Origin of the sequence: Streptomyces sp. NPDC059003 (assembly GCF_042740445.1) — a bacterium.
Classification (GTDB): Bacteria; Actinomycetota; Actinomycetes; order Streptomycetales; family Streptomycetaceae; genus Streptomyces.
On sequence record NZ_JBHYJH010000011.1, the window covers coordinates 1 to 18,432 of the forward strand.

The 18,432-nt window shown below is 73.3% G+C and carries 15 protein-coding genes and 1 pseudogene; 9 read left to right on the plus strand and 7 right to left on the minus strand.

Annotation, left to right across the window (positions count from 1 at the left end):
• Positions 1-59 precede the first annotated feature (59 nt).
• From ACFWZ5_RS07490 to ACFWZ5_RS07505, 4 genes are all read right to left on the minus strand, one after another.
• Complete coding sequence (locus tag ACFWZ5_RS07490; RefSeq protein ID WP_384793332.1) at positions 60-737, minus strand: GntR family transcriptional regulator; 678 nt, start codon at positions 735-737, stop codon at positions 60-62.
• Positions 738-833: 96 nt separating this feature from the next.
• On the minus strand, positions 834-1,781 hold the full coding sequence (locus ACFWZ5_RS07495) for a beta-ketoacyl-ACP synthase III (protein ID WP_384793329.1): 948 nt from the start codon (positions 1,779-1,781) through the stop codon (positions 834-836).
• A 120-nt stretch (positions 1,782-1,901) separates the two neighbouring features.
• Positions 1,902-2,090, minus strand: coding sequence for a hypothetical protein (locus ACFWZ5_RS07500; RefSeq protein ID WP_384793346.1), 189 nt, complete (start codon positions 2,088-2,090; stop codon positions 1,902-1,904).
• Positions 2,059-3,438 (minus strand): OFA family MFS transporter, encoded by a 1,380-nt coding sequence (locus ACFWZ5_RS07505; RefSeq protein WP_384793326.1) that lies wholly within the window; start codon positions 3,436-3,438, stop codon positions 2,059-2,061. The genes ACFWZ5_RS07500 and ACFWZ5_RS07505 overlap by 32 nt, the downstream gene beginning before the upstream one ends.
• Positions 3,439-3,665: 227 nt before the next feature.
• On the opposite strand from ACFWZ5_RS07505, the gene ACFWZ5_RS07510 reads away from it, so the two are divergent.
• Genes ACFWZ5_RS07510 through fdhD form a run of 5 tightly spaced genes read left to right on the plus strand, consistent with a single transcriptional unit; the run spans position 3,666 to position 10,272 of the window.
• Positions 3,666-4,643 (plus strand): 2-dehydropantoate 2-reductase, encoded by a 978-nt coding sequence (locus ACFWZ5_RS07510; RefSeq protein ID WP_384793323.1) that lies wholly within the window; start codon positions 3,666-3,668, stop codon positions 4,641-4,643.
• Positions 4,640-6,607, plus strand: a complete 1,968-nt coding sequence (locus ACFWZ5_RS07515) for a molybdopterin oxidoreductase family protein (RefSeq protein WP_384793320.1) — start codon at positions 4,640-4,642, stop codon at positions 6,605-6,607. The genes ACFWZ5_RS07510 and ACFWZ5_RS07515 overlap by 4 nt, the downstream gene beginning before the upstream one ends.
• Positions 6,588-8,543 carry an NADH-ubiquinone oxidoreductase-F iron-sulfur binding region domain-containing protein gene (locus ACFWZ5_RS07520; protein ID WP_384793317.1) on the plus strand — a complete coding sequence of 652 codons (1,956 nt, stop codon included), beginning with the start codon at positions 6,588-6,590 and terminating at the stop codon, positions 8,541-8,543. The genes ACFWZ5_RS07515 and ACFWZ5_RS07520 overlap by 20 nt, the downstream gene beginning before the upstream one ends.
• Positions 8,540-9,415, plus strand: coding sequence for a 2Fe-2S iron-sulfur cluster-binding protein (locus ACFWZ5_RS07525; protein WP_384793314.1), 876 nt, complete (start codon positions 8,540-8,542; stop codon positions 9,413-9,415). The genes ACFWZ5_RS07520 and ACFWZ5_RS07525 overlap by 4 nt, the downstream gene beginning before the upstream one ends.
• Positions 9,416-9,420: 5 nt before the next feature.
• Positions 9,421-10,272 (plus strand): formate dehydrogenase accessory sulfurtransferase FdhD, encoded by an 852-nt coding sequence (gene fdhD, locus ACFWZ5_RS07530; RefSeq protein WP_384793311.1) that lies wholly within the window; start codon positions 9,421-9,423, stop codon positions 10,270-10,272.
• A 151-nt stretch (positions 10,273-10,423) separates the two neighbouring features.
• Here the strand turns inward: fdhD and ACFWZ5_RS07535 are convergent, their stop codons facing one another.
• Complete coding sequence (locus ACFWZ5_RS07535; RefSeq protein WP_384793308.1) at positions 10,424-10,864, minus strand: MarR family winged helix-turn-helix transcriptional regulator; 441 nt, start codon at positions 10,862-10,864, stop codon at positions 10,424-10,426.
• 105 nt (positions 10,865-10,969) lie between these two features.
• Here ACFWZ5_RS07535 and ACFWZ5_RS07540 point away from each other — a divergent pair, with 105 nt between their 5' ends.
• The 3 genes from ACFWZ5_RS07540 to ACFWZ5_RS07550 all read left to right on the plus strand — a co-directional run bounded on the left by ACFWZ5_RS07540 (position 10,970) and on the right by ACFWZ5_RS07550 (position 15,300).
• Entirely contained in the window at positions 10,970-11,908 is a 939-nt protein-coding gene (locus ACFWZ5_RS07540; RefSeq protein ID WP_384793305.1) for a zinc-binding alcohol dehydrogenase family protein, read from the plus strand.
• 145 nt (positions 11,909-12,053) lie between these two features.
• Positions 12,054-13,997 (plus strand): exo-alpha-sialidase, encoded by a 1,944-nt coding sequence (locus ACFWZ5_RS07545; RefSeq protein WP_384793302.1) that lies wholly within the window; start codon positions 12,054-12,056, stop codon positions 13,995-13,997.
• Between the two features lie 100 nt (positions 13,998-14,097).
• Positions 14,098-15,300 (plus strand): hypothetical protein, encoded by a 1,203-nt coding sequence (locus ACFWZ5_RS07550; protein WP_384793343.1) that lies wholly within the window; start codon positions 14,098-14,100, stop codon positions 15,298-15,300.
• Here ACFWZ5_RS07550 and ACFWZ5_RS07555 read toward each other — a convergent pair.
• Complete coding sequence (locus ACFWZ5_RS07555; RefSeq protein ID WP_384793340.1) at positions 15,242-16,309, minus strand: bile acid:sodium symporter family protein; 1,068 nt, start codon at positions 16,307-16,309, stop codon at positions 15,242-15,244. The genes ACFWZ5_RS07550 and ACFWZ5_RS07555 overlap by 59 nt on opposite strands.
• Positions 16,310-16,475: 166 nt before the next feature.
• Here ACFWZ5_RS07555 and ACFWZ5_RS07560 point away from each other — a divergent pair, with 166 nt between their 5' ends.
• Positions 16,476-17,342, plus strand: coding sequence for a LysR substrate-binding domain-containing protein (locus ACFWZ5_RS07560; RefSeq protein ID WP_384793299.1), 867 nt, complete (start codon positions 16,476-16,478; stop codon positions 17,340-17,342).
• A gap of 69 nt (positions 17,343-17,411) precedes the next feature.
• On the opposite strand, the pseudogene ACFWZ5_RS07565 reads toward ACFWZ5_RS07560, so the two are convergent.
• Positions 17,412-18,386, minus strand: a pseudogene (locus ACFWZ5_RS07565) (Lrp/AsnC family transcriptional regulator).
• Positions 18,387-18,432 lie beyond the last annotated feature (46 nt).

The window sequence follows — 18,432 nt, forward strand, 5'->3', positions numbered from 1 at the left end:
GAGGGCGAGGCGCGCAGCGCCGGAGAGAAGGGGGTCTGGGGGCGGAGCCCCCAGGAGGATCAGCTCGCGTCGCGGTCGTGGTACGTGCGGCGCGTGTGCTCCGTGTGCGCCCGCATCACGGCCGTCGCCCGGGCCTCGTCACGCGCGGCGATCGCCGCGATGAGCTCCCGGTGCTCGATCCACGACTGGATCCCCCGCTGCCGGGCCACCGGCGTGTAGTACCAGCGGACCCGCCGGTCCACCTGCCCGGCGAGCTCCGCGAGGACCACGTTGCCCGCGAGCTCCATCACCTTGGCGTGGAACGCCGCATTCGTGGCGACGACGAGGTCCACGTCGCCGTCACCGACGGCGGCCTCCCCCTTGGCGCACAGCTCTTCGAGGGCGGCGATGCCCGCCGTACCGGCGTTGGCGGCGGCGAGCCGCGCGGCCTCGGCCTCCAGGAGGGTGCGGACGGTGAGGAGCTGGTCGGCCTCCTCCTCCGTCGGCTCGTGCACGAACGCGCCCTGGGCGGGGCGCAGGTCCACCCAGCCCTCGGTGTTGAGCCGCTGCAGCGCCTCGCGCACGGGCTGGCGCGACACTCCGAGGTGCCCGGCGAGCTCGCTCTCGACGAGGTGCTGGCCGGGGCGCAGGGCGCGCGTCGTGATGAGTTCGAGCAGCGCCTCGTAGACCCGTTCGCGCAGCGGGCCCGGCCGTTCCAGCTTGGGCACCGTCCCCTGCGGCAGTCCTGCGGACAACATCCCGCCCCCCTCACATTGGCTTTTGTCTACAGTTTACCGAGCAGGGCGGTGAGTACCAGGGGGAGTTGAGGGAGTCTCGAGCCCCAGGCCACCGGGTCACGGGCAGCGCACCACCTGCCCCGCGTACGACAGGTTCCCGCCGAAGCCGAAGAGCAGCACCGGGTCGCCCTTGCTGATCTCGCCCCGCTCCACCAGCTTGGACAGGGCGAGCGGCACCGACGCGGCCGAGGTGTTGCCGGAGTCCACGACGTCCCGGGCGACAACGGCGTTGACGGCGCCGATGCGGTCCGCGAGCGGCTCGACGATGCGCAGGTTGGCCTGGTGCAGGACGACCGCGGCGAGGTCGGCGGGCGCGAGCCCGGCGCGCTCGCAGGCGGCGCGGGCGAGCGGCGGCAGCTGCGTGGTCGCCCAGCGGTACACGCTCTGGCCCTCCTGGGCGAACCGCGAAGGCACCCCCTCGATGCGCACGGCGTGCCCCATCTCGGGCACCGATCCCCACAGCACCGGGCCGATCCCCGGCTCCTCGTCGTCGCCGCACGCCTCGACGACGGCCGCACCCGCCCCGTCGCCGACCAGAACGCACGTGGTCCGGTCCGTCCAGTCGGTGACGTCGGACATCTTGTCGGCGCCGATGACGAGCGCCCGGCTCGCGGCCCCGGCCCGCACGGCGTGGTCGGCGGTGGCGAGGGCGTGCGTGAAGCCCGCGCAGACGACGTTGACGTCCATCGCGGCGGGCGAGGGCAGGCCGAGCCGGGCGGCGACCCGGGCGGCCATGTTCGGCGAGCGGTCGACGGCCGTGGACGTGGCGACGATCACCAGGTCGACGGAGGCGGGCGCCCGGCCGGCCGCGGCGAGCGCCTTGGCGGCGGCGTGCGCGGCGAGCTCGTCGACGGGCTCCTCGGGGCCCGCGATGTGCCGGGTGCGGATGCCGACCCGCGAGCTGATCCACGCGTCGCTGGTGTCGACCATGCCCGCGAGCTCGTCGTTCGTGAGCACCTTGGCGGGCTGGTAGTGGCCGACGGCGGCGATGCGTGAGCCGGGCATGGGCGGATCCCCTCGTGCTGGAAGTACGGGACCGTCCAGTCTGGTCAGCGACTCACGGGTAGCAGGTGAGGTGAAGTGACAGGATTGGGGCGCCTGGTTTGGATGCTTCTCATCATCGCGTCACCCGGTGAAGAGCTGTTTGGCCTTGTGTACGAGTTCGTACAGGCCGTAGGCGAGGGGCAGCCCCACCCACAGCCAGGCCCCCGCGATCAGACCTCTGCGGCGGGGGGACGCGGCCCCCTCACCGGCCTGCGGGCTCCCGCCGGGGCGTGGGCTCTCACTGGGGCGCGGGCTCGGCGGCCTCGTCATCGGCTGCCTCCTTCGGGTCGTCCGGGGCGGGCACGTGGTGGCGGGGGTGTACGGGGCGTACGAGCTCGTTGGCGACGAATCCGATCACGAGCAGGCCGATCATGATCGAGAGGGACGCGCCGTAGAGCCCCGGCCCCTCCTTCCCCGCCTCCTCCTGGTGGTCGGCCACCCAGTTCACGATCAGCGGCCCGAGGACCCCGGCCAGGGACCAGGCGGTCAGGAGGCGGCCGTGGATGGCGCCGACCTGGTAGGTGCCGAAGAGGTCCTTCAGATACGCGGGGATCGTCGCGAAGCCGCCGCCGTAGAAGGAGAGGATCACCAGGGCGCAGATCACGAAGAGCGGCTTGGAGTCGTCGCCGACGCGGGCGATGAGCAGATACATGAGCGCCCCGGCGCCGAGGTAGAGGCGGTAGACGTTCTTGCGGCCGATGCGGTCGGACGCGGACGACCAGCCGATGCGGCCCGCCATGTTCGCGGCGGACAGCAGGGCGACGAAGCCGGCCGCGGCGGACGCGGAGACCGGTGTCGTGGTGCCCGCGAAGAAGTCGGTGATCATCGGGGCGGCCTTCTCCAGGATGCCGATGCCCGCGGTGACGTTCATGCACAGGACGACCCACAGGCACCAGAACTGCGGCGTGCGGATCGCCTGCCGCGCGGACACCTGCGGGCCGTCGAGCGCTCCCGGGCCGCCCGCCCTCCGCGCCCCTTCCGTGCGCGGCACCCGCACCAGGAGCACCCCGAGCGCCATGAAGACCGCGTACGAAAGACCGTGCACGAGGAAGGCGAGGGCGATGCCGGAGGAGTCCGAGCCGAACGACTCCAGCATCCGCGCCGACCACGGTGAGGCGATGAGCGCGCCGCCGCCGAAGCCCATGATCGCGATGCCGGTGGCCATGCCGGGACGGTCGGGGAACCACTTGATCAGCGTGGACACGGGCGAGATGTAGCCGATGCCGAGCCCGATGCCGCCGACGAAGCCGTAGCCGAGGACGATCAGCCAGTACTGTCGGGTCGCGGCGCCGAGCGCGGCGAGCAGGAAGCCGGACGAGAAGCAGACGAGGGCGACGGACATCGCCCAGCGCGGGCCGTTGCGCTCCACGAGCGTGCCGCCGAACGCGGCGGACAGGCCGAGCATGACGATGCCGAGCTGGAACGGCAGCGCGCTCTGCGTGCCGCTCAGGTCGAGCGCGGACTCCAGGGGTGGCTTGAAGACGCTCCAGGCGTAGGCCTGGCCGATGGAGAGGTGCACCGACAGGGCGGCGGGCGGGACCAGCCAGGGGGTACCTCCCGCCCGAGCGGAGCCGAGGGTGGGGGAGGCTCCAGCGGGTGGCGCTACGGGGGGCCTCATGATCCCGAACGTTAGGAACCCGGCGGGGACTTGGGAAGAGGGCCCGCGTCAACTCGCCGACCGTATGCCGCCATGCGTCGACCGTATGCAATGTCGTGCGCGACCCCTTGCTGGCCCAACTTCCATACTGTAGACAGTATTCCATCTGGAGAGACCATGAGCCACTGAGCCCGCTCCGCCTCTCCGCACAGCCCGTCGGAATCCTCGACCGAACGGAGCGCCCCATCGTGAGAGTCGCAGTCCTGGGCGCCGGCGCGATCGGCGCCTATGTCGGCGCCGCCCTCCACCGCGGCGGCGCCGACGTCCACCTCGTCGCCCGCGGACCGCACTTGGCGGCCATGCGGCGGCACGGGGTCCGGGTCCTGAGCCCGCGCGGCGACTTCACCGCGCACGCCCACGCCACCGCGGACCCGGCCGACGTCGGCCCCGTCGACTTCGTCTTCCTCGGCCTGAAGGCCACCTCGTACGCGGCGTGCGGGCCGCTCGTCGCACCGCTCCTCAAGGACGGCACGGCGGTGGTCGCGGCCCAGAACGGCATCCCCTGGTGGTACTTCCACCGGCACGGCGGCCCGCACGACGGCCACCGCCTCCAGAGCGTGGACCCCGGCGGCGCGGTCAGCGCGGTGCTCGCGCCCCGGCGTGCGGTCGGCTGCGTGGTGTACGCGGCGACGGAGCTCGCGGAGCCGGGCGTCGTACGACACCTGGAAGGCACCCGCTTCTCCATCGGCGAGCCGGACCGCGGCAGCTCCGCACGGTGTCGCGCCTTCAGCGAGGCGATGCGCGCGGGCGGCCTGAAGTGCCCCGTGGAGCCGGACGTCCGCGCCGACATCTGGATCAAGCTGCTCGGCAACATCTCCTTCAACCCGATCAGTGCGCTCGCCCGCGCCACGATGCGCGAGATGTGCCTGCACGGCGGCACCCGGCGCGTCATCGAGATCATGATGGCCGAGACGCTCGCGGTGGCCGCGGCCCTCGGCTGCGAGCCGGACATCTCCATCGAGCGGCGGCTCGCGGGCGCCGAGCGCGTCGGCGACCACCGCACCTCGACCCTCCAGGACCTGGAGCGCGGCAAGCCGCTCGAACTCGACGTGCTGCTCGCCGCCGTGGTGGAGCTCGCGGAGATCACCGGCGTGCGCGTGCCGACGCTGCGCACCGTGCACGCGCTCGCGGACCTGCTCGCCCACGGCACGAGGAGCGCGGCATGAACGACCGCAGGAGCACCCGGGCCCGGGGCCGCGCCCCGAAGTCGTACACCCGCCTGACCCGGCCGCTGGTCCGGGACAGCCGCGACGAGCCCCTGCGCGCGGCCGGTTGGGACGAGGCCCTGGACCGGGCGGCCGACGGCTTCCGGCGCGCCCGCGACGCGCACGGCCCGGACGCCTTCGCCCTGCTGTCCTGCGCCCGCGCCACCAACGAGATGAACTTCGTCGCGCAGAAGTTCGCCCGCGTCGTCATGGGCACCCACAACGTCGACTCCTGCAACCGCACCTGCCACGCGCCGAGCGTCGCGGGCCTGACCGCCGCGTTCGGCTCCGGCGGCGGCACGTCCTCGTACGAGGAGGTCGAGCACACCGACCTCATCGTGATGTGGGGCTCCAACGCCCGCTTCGCGCACCCGATCTTCTTCCAGCACGTCCTGAAGGGCATCCGGGGCGGCGCCCGGATGTACGCCGTCGACCCGCGCCGCACCTCGACCGCCGAGTGGGCCGACGGCTGGCTCGGCCTGAACGTCGGCACGGACATCCCGCTCGCGCACGCCGTGGCCCGCGAGATCATCGCGGCCGATCTGCACAACAAGGCGTTCGTGGAGCGGGCGACGACCGGCTTCGAGGAGTTCAAGGCGCTCGTCGAGCCCTGGACCCCCACCCTCGCCGAGAAGGTCACCGGGGTCCCGGCGGCGGCGATCCGCGAGCTCGCGCACGCCTACGCGACCGCCGAGCGCGCCCAGCTGTGCTGGACCCTCGGCATCACCGAGCACCACAACGGCACCGACAACGTCCGGGCACTGATCAATCTGGCGCTGCTCACCGGCCACGTCGGGCGGTACGGCGCCGGGGTGCAGCCGCTGCGCGGCCAGAACAACGTCCAGGGCGGCGGCGACATGGGCGCGATCCCCAACCGCCTGCCCGGCTTCCAGGACATCCTCGACGAGGAGAGCCGGGCCAAGTTCGAGCGCGCCTGGGGCACGGCCCTGCCGCCGCGGTACGGGCTGACGCTCACCGAGATGTTCGAGGCCATGGCGGACGGCGCGCTGCGCGCGGTGTACTGCATCGGCGAGAACCCCGCCCAGTCCGAGGCCGACAGCGAGCAGGCGGTACGCCGCCTCGCCGCCCTCGACCACCTGGTGGTCCAGGACATCTTCCTGACGCGGACCGCCGAGATGGCCGACGTGGTGCTGCCCGCGACGGCCGCGTGGGCGGAGACCGACGGCACGACGACGAACAGCGAGCGCCGGGTGCAGCGGGTGCGCGCGGCCCTGCGGCCGCCCGGCGAGGCGCGCGCGGACATCGCCATCCTCTGCGAGGTCGCCGCCCGCCTCGGCCACGACTGGAAGTACGCCGACGCGCAGGCCGTCTGGAACGAGCTGCGGTCCCTGTCCCCCGACCACTTCGGCATGACGTACGACCGCCTGGAGCGGCACCACGGCCTCCAGTGGCCCTGCCCCGACCTCGCCGCGCTGCCGTCCGGCTTCCTGCACGCCCGCCTCTGGGAGACCGACCCGCGCCTGCGCGGACGCCCCGCCCCCTTCGGCCTCGTCGAGCACGACCCGCCCGTGGACCTCACGGACGAGTCGTTCCCGCTGCGCCTGACGACCGGACGGCGCCTGGACTCGTACAACACCGGGGTGCAGAGCGGGAGTTTCGCCTCTCCGCTGCGGCGCGGCGAGTACGTCGAGCTGTGCCCGGAGGACGCGGAGCGGTACGGCGTCGTGGTGGGCGAACAGGTGCGGGTGGCCTCGCGGCGGGGCGCGGTGGTCGCGCCGGTGTGGGTGGACCCGGGCCTGCGCCCCGGGCTCGCCTTCATGACCATGCACTTTCCGGACGAGGTGGACACCAACCGGCTGACGATCGAGGCCAATTGCCCGATCGCGGGCACCGCCGAGTTCAAGGCGTCGGCGATACGCATCGAGAAGATGGGGGTGGCGTCGGGTGGACCTGCGCTTCGGTGACGGCGAGCCGACCGACGAGGAGCGCGCCGCGGTCGACGCGGTGCTCGGGCCGCCGGCCTCCGCGTGGGAGGGCGCGGGCGAGCGGGCCGACGTGGAGCTGCGGTGGGCGCGGGGTGGGCGGGCGGCCCGTGAGCGGCGGGATCTGCTGCTTCCGGCGCTGCACGCCGTCAACGACCGCGTCGGCTGGCTCAGCGAGGGCGCCCTCGCCTATCTCTGCCGGCGGCTCGTGGTGCCGCCTGCCGAGGCGTACGGGGTGGCGACGTTCTACTCCCTGTTCTCGGTGCGGGAGCGGCCGCGGACGGTGGTGCGGGTGTGTACGGATCTCGTCTGTGCGGGGCGGGGGGCGGAGGCGCTGTGCGACGGGGTGCGGGGCCGGTTCGAGGGTTCGGGGGAGGTGGCCGTCGAGCGGAGTCCCTGCCTGGGGCTGTGCGAGCGGGCACCTGCGGTCCTGACGGTGCGGGCGGGCGGGCCTTCGCGGGGCGCCCCAGTCCCACCCCTTCCCGAAACTAGGGGCTCCGCCCCTAGGACCCCTTCTTTCCGGCGCTGCGCGCCTCGTCCTCAAACGCCGGACGGGCTGGATTCTTCAGCCCCTCCTGGGGGCTACGCGGCAGCGGTCACCGCCCCCGCCACCCCCACCACCGTCACCCACACCGCCCTCTCCCCCGACACCGCCCCCGCCGAGCCCGCCCCCGCCCACGCCGTCCCCCAGACCGGCTCCCCCGACCTGATCCTGCTGCGCCGCGTCGGCACGGTCGACCCGGCCTCCCTGGACGACTACCGGGCCACCGGCGGCTACACGGCCCTGCGCAGGGCCTTCGCCATCGGCCCGGCGGCGGTCATCCGCGAGGTGACGGACTCCGGCCTCCTCGGCCGCGGCGGCGCCGCGTTCCCGACCGGACGCAAATGGCAGGCCACGGCCACCCGGCCCGAGCACCCGCACTACGTGGTGTGCAACGCCGACGAGTCGGAACCCGGCACGTTCAAGGACCGCGTCCTGCTGGAGGGCGACCCGTTCGCGCTGGTGGAGGCGATGACGATCGCGGGGTACGCGGTGGGGGCGCGCCGCGGCTACCTGTATCTGCGCGGCGAGTACCCCCGCGCCCTCAGAACCCTGGAGCACGCCCTCGCCCGGGCCAGGGCGCGTGGACTGCTCGGGGACGACATCCTCGGGCACGGGTTCTCCTTCGACATCGAGATCCGCCGCGGCGCGGGCGCGTACATCTGCGGCGAGGAGACCGCCCTGTTCAACTCCATCGAGGGGTACAGGGGCGAGCCCCGCTCCAAGCCGCCGTTCCCCGTCGAGAAGGGCCTGTTCGGCGCGCCGACGGCGGCCAACAACGTGGAGACGCTGGTCAATGTCCTGCCGATCCTCACCCTGGGCGCCGCCGCGTACGCCGCCATCGGCACTCCTCAGTCGACGGGGCCGAAGCTGTTCTGCGTGTCCGGGAGCGTGGCCAGGCCCGGCGTCTACGAGCTGCCCTTCGGCGCCACGCTCGGCGAACTGCTCGCGCTCGCCGGGAAGCCGGACGACCTGCGGGCCGTCCTGCTCGGCGGCGCGGCGGGCGGCTTCGTGCGCCCGGACGAGCTGGACATCCCGCTGACCTTCGAGGGCACGCGGGAGGCGGGCACCACGCTCGGCTCCGGCGTGGTCCTCGCGCTCGACGGCTCCGTGCCGCTCCCCCGCGTCCTGCTGCGCATCGCCGCGTTCTTCCGGGACGAGTCGTGCGGGCAGTGCGTGCCGTGCCGCGTCGGCACCGTACGGCAGGAGGAAGCCCTGCACCGCATCCGCACGCGGACGGGCGCCGCGGCCGCCGACGACATCGCGCTCCTGCGGGACGTCGGGCAGGCCATGCGGGACGCCTCGATCTGCGGCCTCGGCCAGACCGCGTGGAACGCGGTGGAGTCCGCCATCGACCGACTGGGGGTCTACTCGTGACCGCGATTCCGCTCGGGCCGCCGCGCCGCCTCGTGGAGTTCACGCTCGACGGCGAGCCCGCCCGCGTCCCCGAAGGCGCGACGGTCCTCGACGCGTGCCGGGCCGCGGGCAAGGACGTGCCGACGCTCTGCGAGGGCGACACGCTGCGGCCGAAGAACGCCTGCCGCGTGTGCGTCGTGGAGGTCGAGGGCGGGCGCACCCTCGCCCCGGCCTGCTCGCGCCGCGCCGAACCCGGCATGACCGTCCGCACCGACACCGAACGCACCCGGCACAGCCGCAGGCTCGTCCTGGAACTGCTCGCCTCGTCCGTCGACTTGTCGACCACGCCCCGCGTCGCCGCCTGGCTGGCCCAGTACGGGGCGCGGCCCGGCCGCTTCGGCCCGGACGCGGCCCGCCTCGACGAGTCGCCCAAGGTCGACAACGACCTGTACGTGCGCGACTACGACAAGTGCATCCTCTGCTACAAGTGCGTGGACGCCTGCGGCGAGCAGTGGCAGAACACGTTCGCCATCTCCGTCGCGGGCCGCGGCTTCGACGCCCGCGTCGCGGTCGAGCACGACGCCCCGCTGACCGACTCGGCGTGCGTGTACTGCGGCAACTGCGTGGAGGTGTGCCCGACGGGCGCGCTCAGCTTCACGTCGGAGTTCGACATGCGGGCCGCCGGGACCTGGGACGAGTCCGCGCAGACCGAGACGACGACCGTGTGCGCGTACTGCGGAGTCGGCTGCAACCTCACGCTGCACGTGCAGGACAATGAGATCGTGAAGGTCACCTCGCCGCACGACAGCCCGGTGACCCACGGCAACCTGTGCATCAAGGGCCGCTTCGGCTACCAGCACGTACAGAACCGCGAGAGCAAGCACGAGGGTTGATCATCATGGGACGAGTCACGGAGCGGCGCCGCGTCCTCCGCATCCGCGACGGCGTCGTCAGCGAGCGTCCCGACACGCTCGTCGCCGAGGAGCCGCTGGAGATCCGCCTCAACGGCAAGCCGCTCGCGATCACCATGCGCACCCCGGGCGACGACTTCGCGCTCGCGGCCGGATTCCTGGTCAGCGAGGGCGTCCTCGGCGCCGCGGACGAGCTGCGGAACATCGTGTACTGCGCCGGGGCAACGGCGGACGGCTCCAACACGTACAACGTCGTGGACGTGACCACCGCCCCCGGCGTCGTCATCCCCGACATCACGCTGGAGCGGAACGTCTACACGACGTCGTCGTGCGGCCTGTGCGGCAAGGCCAGCCTGGACGCGGTGCGCACGACGGCCCGCTGGCCCATCACGGACGGGGACGCGCCGGTCCGCCTCACCCCCGGGCTGCTCGCCGCCCTGCCCGACCGGCTGCGCGCCGCCCAGCGGGTCTTCGACCGGACCGGCGGCCTGCACGCGGCCGCGCTGTTCACCGAGGACGGCGAACTCCTCGACATACGCGAGGACGTGGGCCGCCACAACGCCGTCGACAAGCTCGTCGGCCGCGCCCTGCAGTCCGGCCGCCTGCCCCTGGCCCGGACCATCCTGCTCGTGTCGGGCCGCGCCTCCTTCGAGCTCGCCCAGAAGGCCGTGATGGCGGGCATCCCGGTGCTGGCCGCGGTGTCCGCGCCGTCCTCGCTCGCCGTCGACCTGGCCGCCGAGACCGGCCTGACCCTGGTGGGCTTTCTGCGCGGCGCCTCCATGAACGTGTACGCGGGCGAGCACCGCGTTGCCCTGCGGGCTGCGGCCGACGTGGGGTGACCCGTGCCCGCGGGCACGGTGGCCGGGCCCCGGCCGGCGGGGAGCGCCCCCTGCGCCGGGCGGGGCCTAGGCACGGCCCGGCTTGTGCGGGGGCATCGCGCTGCGCGCTCGTCCTCAAACGCCGGACGGGCTTGATTCTGCCGCTGCGGGCTCAGCCCCCGCTCATCACTCGGTTCAGCAGGGCCACGAACTGTTCCCGCTCCTCCTCCGTCAGCGGTGCGAGGAGTTCGGCGTTCGCCTTCTGGGCGGCGCGTGCGCAGCGGCGTAGCGTGCGGTGGCCCTTCTCCGTGATCGTGACCGCGTTCTTGCGGCGGTCCTTGGGGTCCGGCTCTCGGACGACGTAGCCCTCCTCCTGGAGGTCGTTGAGGACGCCGACCATGTCCTTGGGGTCGAGCGAGACGCTGCGGCCGAGCTCGGCCTGGGCCACGGGACCCTGGTCGGCCACGGCGGACAGGACCACGTGGTGCCACATCTTCATGCCCTCCGCGGCCAGGGCGTCGGCGACCAGGGCGCGGCCGCGGGCGGCGGCGCGGCCGAGGAGCCAGCTGGGCAGCGTGCGGATGGTGGAGGGGGCGGACGGCGTCTCGGTCATGGGAAGAGCCTAACCGAGAATCATTGGGGATCCCATCGTTGGACTTCCCCATGAATGTGTGTTTATCGTTGGACGTCCCAACGGTTGCGCCCCAAGGAGGCACTCGTGCGTCGTGTCCGGTACGAACACAGCGGCGGCCCCGAAGTCCTGCGGCTCGAAGAGGCCCCGGTACCGACGCCCGGACCCGGCGAGCTCCTCGTGCGCGTCGCCGCCGTCGGCGTGACCCTGCCCGTCGTCCGCAAGGTGCGCGAGCCCCGCGAGCCGATACCCCTCGGCGGCGAGGTCGCGGGCGAGGTGGCCGGACTCGGCGACGGCGTCACCGGCTTCACGGTCGGCGACCGCGTCACGGGGCTCGTCTTCGGCCACGGTTACGCGGACTACGCGCTCCTGCACACCTCGATGGCCTCGCCCGTGCCGGACGGCGCGAGCGCGGTCGACGCGGTGGCGCTCGTCCGCAGCGGCCTGGTCGCGTACGGGGCGCTCCAGGCGGCCCGGCCCGCGCCCGGCGAGGCCGCGCTGGTCACGGCGGCGGCGAGCGGCGTGGGCCACCTGGCCGTCCAGCTGGCCCGGCTCCAGGGCGCCGGGCGTGTCGTGGGGGCCGTCTCGGACCCCGCCAAGGCGGACTTCGTGCGCTCGCTCGGCGCCGACGACGTCGTCACGTACGACGCGGAGAGCTGGGGCGAGCCGGTCGACTACTGCCTGGACGCCGTGGGCGGCGACCTGCTCGCCCCGGCCGTGCGGGCCCTCGCGCCGCACGGCCGCCTGGTCGCGTACAGCTCGGGCGGCGGCACGGTCGAGGCGTACGACCTGCTCGTCGGCGCCAAGTCGGTGATCGGCTTTCAGATGCGCCTGGTGGCCCAGGGCAGGCCCGACCTGTACGAGGCGTGGCGGCGGGAGCTGTGGCGGCTTTTCGCGGCCGGCGAGCTGCGGCCCGCCGTGCACGCGGAGTTCGCCCTGGAGGACGCGGCGCGGGCCCACGAGGCCGTCGAGTCGCGCGTCAACCTCGGCAAGGTCGTCCTCACCCCGGACATTCTCACCCGTTAGGTGGGTTGATTCCGAAGCCGCTCGCCCGTATGGCTTCAGCTACCCGCACGGTTCTTGTGTGGCCCCAGTGCCCCAAGTAGCGTCGGCCGCGCGCACCTTGGACGTGGGATGTCCGTATGTCCAGTCGACATGAAGGGCCCGCACCATGCCGTCGAGACCTTCCGCACTCCCCAGATCCCCGCGGCCCGGAGCCTCTCGGTTCCGGGCCGTACGACGCTCCGTCGCCGCTCTCACCGCCGGTGTCCTCGCCGCCCTCGCCCTGCCGTCCGCGGTCGGCGGCGCGGCCGAGGCCGCGGACGAGACGGCCACGCACCCCTTCGAGCAGCAGATCCTCTTCAAGGCTTCCCAGGATCCCGGCTACGCGTGCTTCCGTATACCCGCCATCGTGAGGACGACGAAGGGAACGCTGCTCGCCTTCGCCGAGGGCCGGGTCAACGACTGCGGCGACGCGGGCGACATCGACCTGGTCCTCAAGCGCTCCTACGACGGCGGCCGCACCTGGGGCCCGCTCCAGGTGATCAACGAGGGCGCGGGCGACACCCACGGCAACCCGGCGCCGGTCGTCGACCGCGAGACCGGCCGCATCCTGATCGCCGAGACGTACAACACGGGCCGCCTCGACGGCCGCAACTGCGACGTGCCCTGCGACCGCACGCCGCACCTCCAGTACAGCGACGACGACGGGGAGACCTGGTCGCAGCCGCGCGACCTGAGCGCCGAGATCCTGCCCGACACCTGGAACTCCTGGTACGCGACCGGGCCCGTGCACGGCATCCAGCTGAGCCGCGGCCGGCACAAGGGCCGCCTCGTCTTCGCCGTCAACGCCGAGACGTGGAGCGGCGGCCGGGTCACCGAGAACCACGCGTCCCTGATCGTCAGCGACGACGGCGGCGACCACTGGCGGATCGGTGCCACCGAGTCGTACCCGATAGCGGCCGAGGACGGCACGTTCCGGCAGAAGCCCTCGGAGATGACCATCACCGAGCGGCACGACGGCGCGATCTACGTCAGCGGGCGCGAGCAGGACGGCACCGACCTCGGCCACCGCACGCACACCGTCAGCCGTGACGGCGGCGACAGCTTCGACCGCCCCTTCAGCGCGCAGCCCGACCTGTACACGCCGCAGGTGCAGGGCTCGACGCTGCGCTGGGGCAAGCGCCTGCTGCTGGCCTGCCCGGGCGACCCGGACCGGCGCAGGACCATGACGATCCGGTCCTCCTACGACGGCGGCCGCACCTGGGACAGCTTCGACCGCTCGACCGTCGTCACCACGGACTGGTCGGGCTACTCGGACATGGTGGCGGCGGACGAGGACCACGTGGGCCTGATGTACGAGGGCGGCCCGGTGGACGCGCGCGACGAGATCCGCTTCGCGCGGTTCACCGAGGACTGGCTGAAGCCGCGCCGCGGCCCGGACCCGCGGACCTCCGACCGGGCGCCCGGGGCGCGCTCCGCCCTGGTCATCGGCGGCGCCGAGACCACGGACGGCGTGCGGGGCGACGCCCTTGCCTTCGACGGCGCCGACGACGCCGTACGGCTGCGCTACCGGCCCGGACTCCCGCTCGGCACCAGCGATTTCACGGCCTCGCTGTGGTTCCGCTACACCGCGACCAGCGGCGAGCAGCCGCTGCTGTGGATGGGCGGCATCGGCACCAACCAGCCCCAGGTGTGGCTGCGCGGCGAGCCCGCGAACAACCGGGTCACGGGCCTCATCACGACCCGCGACGGCGGCATGCCGCCCCGCTCGGCCTCGCTGAGCACCGGCGGCGCGTACAACGACGGCGCATGGCACCACATCGCGCTGCGCAGGGGCGGGGGGCAGCTGACGCTGTTCGTCGACGGCACGCCGCTGACGCGGGCCGACGTGCCGGGCACGGTCAGCCGCAACTCCCCGTTCGGCGTGCACGTCGGGCAGCGCATGGACAGCCGCGCCCACTTCACCGGCGCGATCGACGACGTCCGGGTCTTCGACCGGGCCCTCGGCGACGACGAACTGGCCGCGCTGGGGTCGCCGGACCGGGCCCGCGGCGCTGTGACGCGGGACACCGTCGTCTGGCTCCCTCTCGACCGCGTGCGCGGGAGGAACTAGCGTCCCGGGCGTGTCCCAAGCCACACGCCCGCACGCCGATCGAGCCGCCGCCAACCAGCAGCAGGGCAGCCGGAGTTCCCGCCGGACCTGGCTCGCCCTGCTGCTCGTCCTGGCCTGCGCGGCCGTGCTGCTGATCGCCTGGCCCGGCGACGAGGGCGAACGACGCGGCGGGGCCACGTGCCCGGCGCGCACCGTCGGGTCGTGGGCGCCCGAGTCCCGGCTCACCGACGCGTTCGCCGCGTACGGCGACGACGGGGCCCGGAGCGACGACTGGTCCGGCGGTGACGGCACCCACTCGGTGCGGCTTCCGGACGGGCGGGTCCTGTGGCTGTTCTCCGACACCTTCCTCGGGCAGGTGCACGCGCCGCCCAACCTGGCGGGGCAGCCGCACAAGTGGCGTGACGGGAGCGCGCCGATGGTGCGCAACTCGGGCGTGGTGATGTCCCGTTCGGGCACCCTGGAGCAGACCCTGCCGACCCCGCTGTTCGCCGATCCCGCGCCGGGCCAGTGGCGCTGGCCGGTCGCCGCGAAGGTCGAGCCGCGCGGCCCCGGCGACGACGAGCAGGTCGTCCGCGTGCTCCTGTGGACCCGCGCGGCGGGCGCCAAGCCGTGGATCTTCGGGGTGCCCGCCGCCACGGAGGTCGCCACGCTCTCGCTGCCCGACCTGGCCGTGGAGGGCATCACGCAGGTCTCCGACCAGCGCTTGGTCGCCGCCCCGGAGAAGCGCGTGCTGTACGGCACCACGATGGTCGACGACGGCGACTGGACGTACGTCTTCGGCGGCAACGACGCGCAGACCGCCTCGCGCCCCTCCTCGCACGCGTACGTGGCGCGGGTCCCGCGCGGCCGGCTCGCGGAGCCCGCCGCGTGGCGCTACTGGGACGGCCGCGCCTTCTCCCGCACGAACTCCCCGCGCCCGGTGCTCGGCAACGGCGACCACAAGGGGGTGGGCAGCGCGTTCACGGTCGTGCGCGGCGGGGGGACGTATGTGCTGTTCACGATGGCGGCGGGCGCGAAGGGCCTGACGACCGTCACGTCGTACTGGGCGTGCTCGCCCACCGGGCCCTGGCGCGGGCCCACGAAGAGCTTCGCGCCGCCGCTGCCCGGGGACACCGCGGCGGACGGGAACACGGCGGCGTACAACCCGCAGGCCCACCCGGCGCTGAGCCGCGACGGGCGCCTCGTGCTCAGCTACGACGTCAACAACTGGCGGGACACGGCACCCGCGGGCGCGCAGGCGGAGGTCAACCGGAACGTGGAGCTGTACCGGCCGCGGTTCGTGACGCTGCGCCTGACGACGTGACCGGCGTGAACTCCACCGGGTCGTGGGAGCGGCGCTTGGCGATCACCGCGCACACCATCAGCTGCATCTGGTGGAACAGCATCAGCGGCAGGACCGCGAGCGACGCGTCGGCGCCGAACAGGACGCTCGCCATGGGCAGTCCGGCGGCGAGGGACTTCTTCGACCCGGCGAACTGGATCGTGACGCGGTCCGCGCGGCCGAAGCCGAGCCGCTTCGCCCCGTACCAGGTCAGGCTGAGCATCGCCGCGAGCAGCAGCGCCTCGACGCCGAGCAGCGCGGCGAGCCGCGCCGGGGTGACCTGGTGCCAGATGCCTTGCACCATGCCCTGGCTGAACGCGGTGTAGACGACCAGCAGGATCGAGCAGCGGTCGACCAGGCCGAGGACCTTCTTGTTGCGGGTGACGAATCCGCCCACCCGTCGCCCACCGCCACCCTGCCTGACGCGCTGCGCGCGGCCCCTTACTTCTACCCATCGCCGCAGGAACTGGCCCGCGAGGAACGGCACGAGCAGCTGGAGCACGATCTTCAGGAGCGCGTCGGCGGAGAACCCGCCGCCCTTGTCGCTGAGCAGCCCCGCCACGAGCAGCGGCGTGAGCACGATCCCGGCGAGCGAGGAGAAGGAGCCCGCGCAGATCGCCGCGGGCACGTTGCCGCGCGCCATGGAGGTGAAGGCGATCGACGACTGGATCGTCGACGGCACCAGGGTCAGGAAGAGGAAGCCGCTGTACAGGGCGGGGGTCAGGACGTACGGGACGAGGCCCCTGGCGGCGAGGCCGAGCAGCGGGAACACGGCGAACGTGCACAGCAGGACCGTCAGGTGCAGCCGCCAGTGCCGCAGGCCGTCCAGGGCCTCACGGGTCGAGAGGCGGGCGCCGTACAGGAAGAAGAGCAGGGCGACGGCCGTGGTGGAGGCGCCGGACGCCACGTCGGCCGCGGTGCCGCGGGCCGGCAGGAGCGCGGCGATGCCGACGGTGCCGAGCAGCACCGCGATGAAGGGGTCGACCGGCATCCACGACGGCCAGGACGGGCGTTTCACTCTGCTCCATGCGCTCGGTCGCCCGGGGCGTTCCCGGACGGGGTCAGGCGTGCCCTCTCCATGATCCTCCCGTTCGCCGCGATCGGGAATCCCGCATACCGCTCTGACTGTCATCATGGATCGCGATAGCGTGGGGAGCGTGTACGACCCCGCTCAGCTGCGTACGTTCCTCGCGGTGGCCCAGACCTTGAGCTTCACGCAGGCCGCCCGCCGTCTCGGCCTGCGCCAGTCGACGGTGAGCCAGCACGTGCGGCGCTTGGAGGACGCGGCCGGGCGCCAGCTGTTCACGCGGGACACGCACAGCGTGGAGCTGACCGAGGACGGCGAGGCGATGCTCGGCTTCGCGCGCCGCATCCTGGAGGCGCACGAGCAGGCCGCGACGTTCTTCACCGGTACGCGCGTCGGCGGACGGCTCCGGTTCGGCGCGTCCGAGGACTTCGTCCTGACCCGGCTCACCGACATCCTGGAGTCGTTCCGGCGCGGCCACCCCGAGGTCGATCTGGAGTTGACGGTCGAGCTGTCCGGCACGCTCCACGAGCACCTCGACGCGGGCCGCCTCGACCTGGTCCTCGCCAAGCGGCGCCCGGAGGATCCGCGCGGCGAACTGGTCTGGCACGACGACCTGGTGTGGATCGGCGCGCCCCGGCTCCGCCTCGACCCGGAGCGCCCGGTGCCGCTCATCGTGTACCCGCCGCCGGGCATCACACGCGCGCTTGCCATGGAGGCCCTGGAGCGGGTGGGGCGCCCCTGGCGGGTCGCGTGTACGAGCGGGAGCCTGAACGGCCTGGTGGCCGCCGCCCGCGCGGGGCTGGGCGTGATGGCCCATTCCCGGGGGCTGATCCCGCCGGGCCTGGTGCGGCTTCCGGAGCGGGCGGGGCTGCCGGAGCTCGGTTCGGTGGACTTCGTCCTGTTGCACGGTGAGCGGCGGGCGTCGGAGAGCGGCGCCGCCGACGCCCTTGCGCGCGCGATTTTGGCGGGTGGGGACCGGTTGCACCGGGGTGGATAGTCGTCTGCGGGTGCTTCGTGGCTGGTCGCGCAGTTCCCCGCGCCCCTTCGGGGCGCTGCCGCACCCTACCTATCTTGGTGGGCGCTGATACGTGAGCTGCTTATAGCGGCGCAGCAACGGCGCTGCCTCCACATGTTGCACGCCCTCCAAGGCGCCGAGCTTGTCGCTCAGGTATACGAAGAGCTCCTCCGTGTCACGGGTCATGACGCTCGCCATGAGGTTGGAGGGGCCGGTCGTCGCCGAGACGTGGGCGATCTCCGGATGGCCCGCCATCGCCTCGCCGACCGCGCGCAGGAGCCGCGGTGCCACGGTGATCCACAGCATCGTGGCCGTGCCGAAGCCGAAGTGCTCGGTGTCGTACTCGGTGTCGAGGTAGAGCACGCCGGAGTCGAGCAGCTAGGCCAGGCGGCGCTTGACCGCGGACTCGGAGCGGCCGGTGGCGCGCTTCAGCTCCGGGTAGGTGGCGCGGCCGTCGGACCGCAGCGCGGCGATCAGCGGCTCGTCCTCGGGCGTGATCCGTACGGGCTCGGCGGGCGGCGGCCCGTCCGGGCGGACGGGCGTGAGCGCGGCGACCTGGTCGGGCGTGAGCGGCCCGTGCTTGCCGATCCAGCCGGTGCGCCCGCCGAAGAAGCGGTGCAGGAGCTGGTGCGCGCGGATCTCGACGATGTGCGGGGTGCGCAGGAGCTTGCCGAACATCAGCTCCTCGTAGTCGACGGGCTCGCGCGGGAGCGTCATGCACACCACCTCCGTGCTCGCCGACGTGATGTGGATCCACGCGGTGTCCGGCCGCCGGGCCAGGGCGGAGGCGATGGCCTCGGCGCTGTCGGGGGTGCAGCGCAGGCGGAGCAGCCACTGGCCCTCGCGCTCGCGGACGGCGACGATCCGCAGCCCGGCCTCGGCGTGCAGCCTGCGGTAGCGGCGGGCGACGGTCTGGTCGGAGACGCCGAGGACCGCCGCGAGACGGCTGAAGGGGGCGCGGCCGTCGACCTCCAGGGCGTGCACCAGCTGGAGGTCGAGGTCGTCCCAGGCGTCCCGCTGATTCAGGTTGTGGGATTCCACCGCGAAGCTCCCCCTCAAGGTCGGTTTCCGG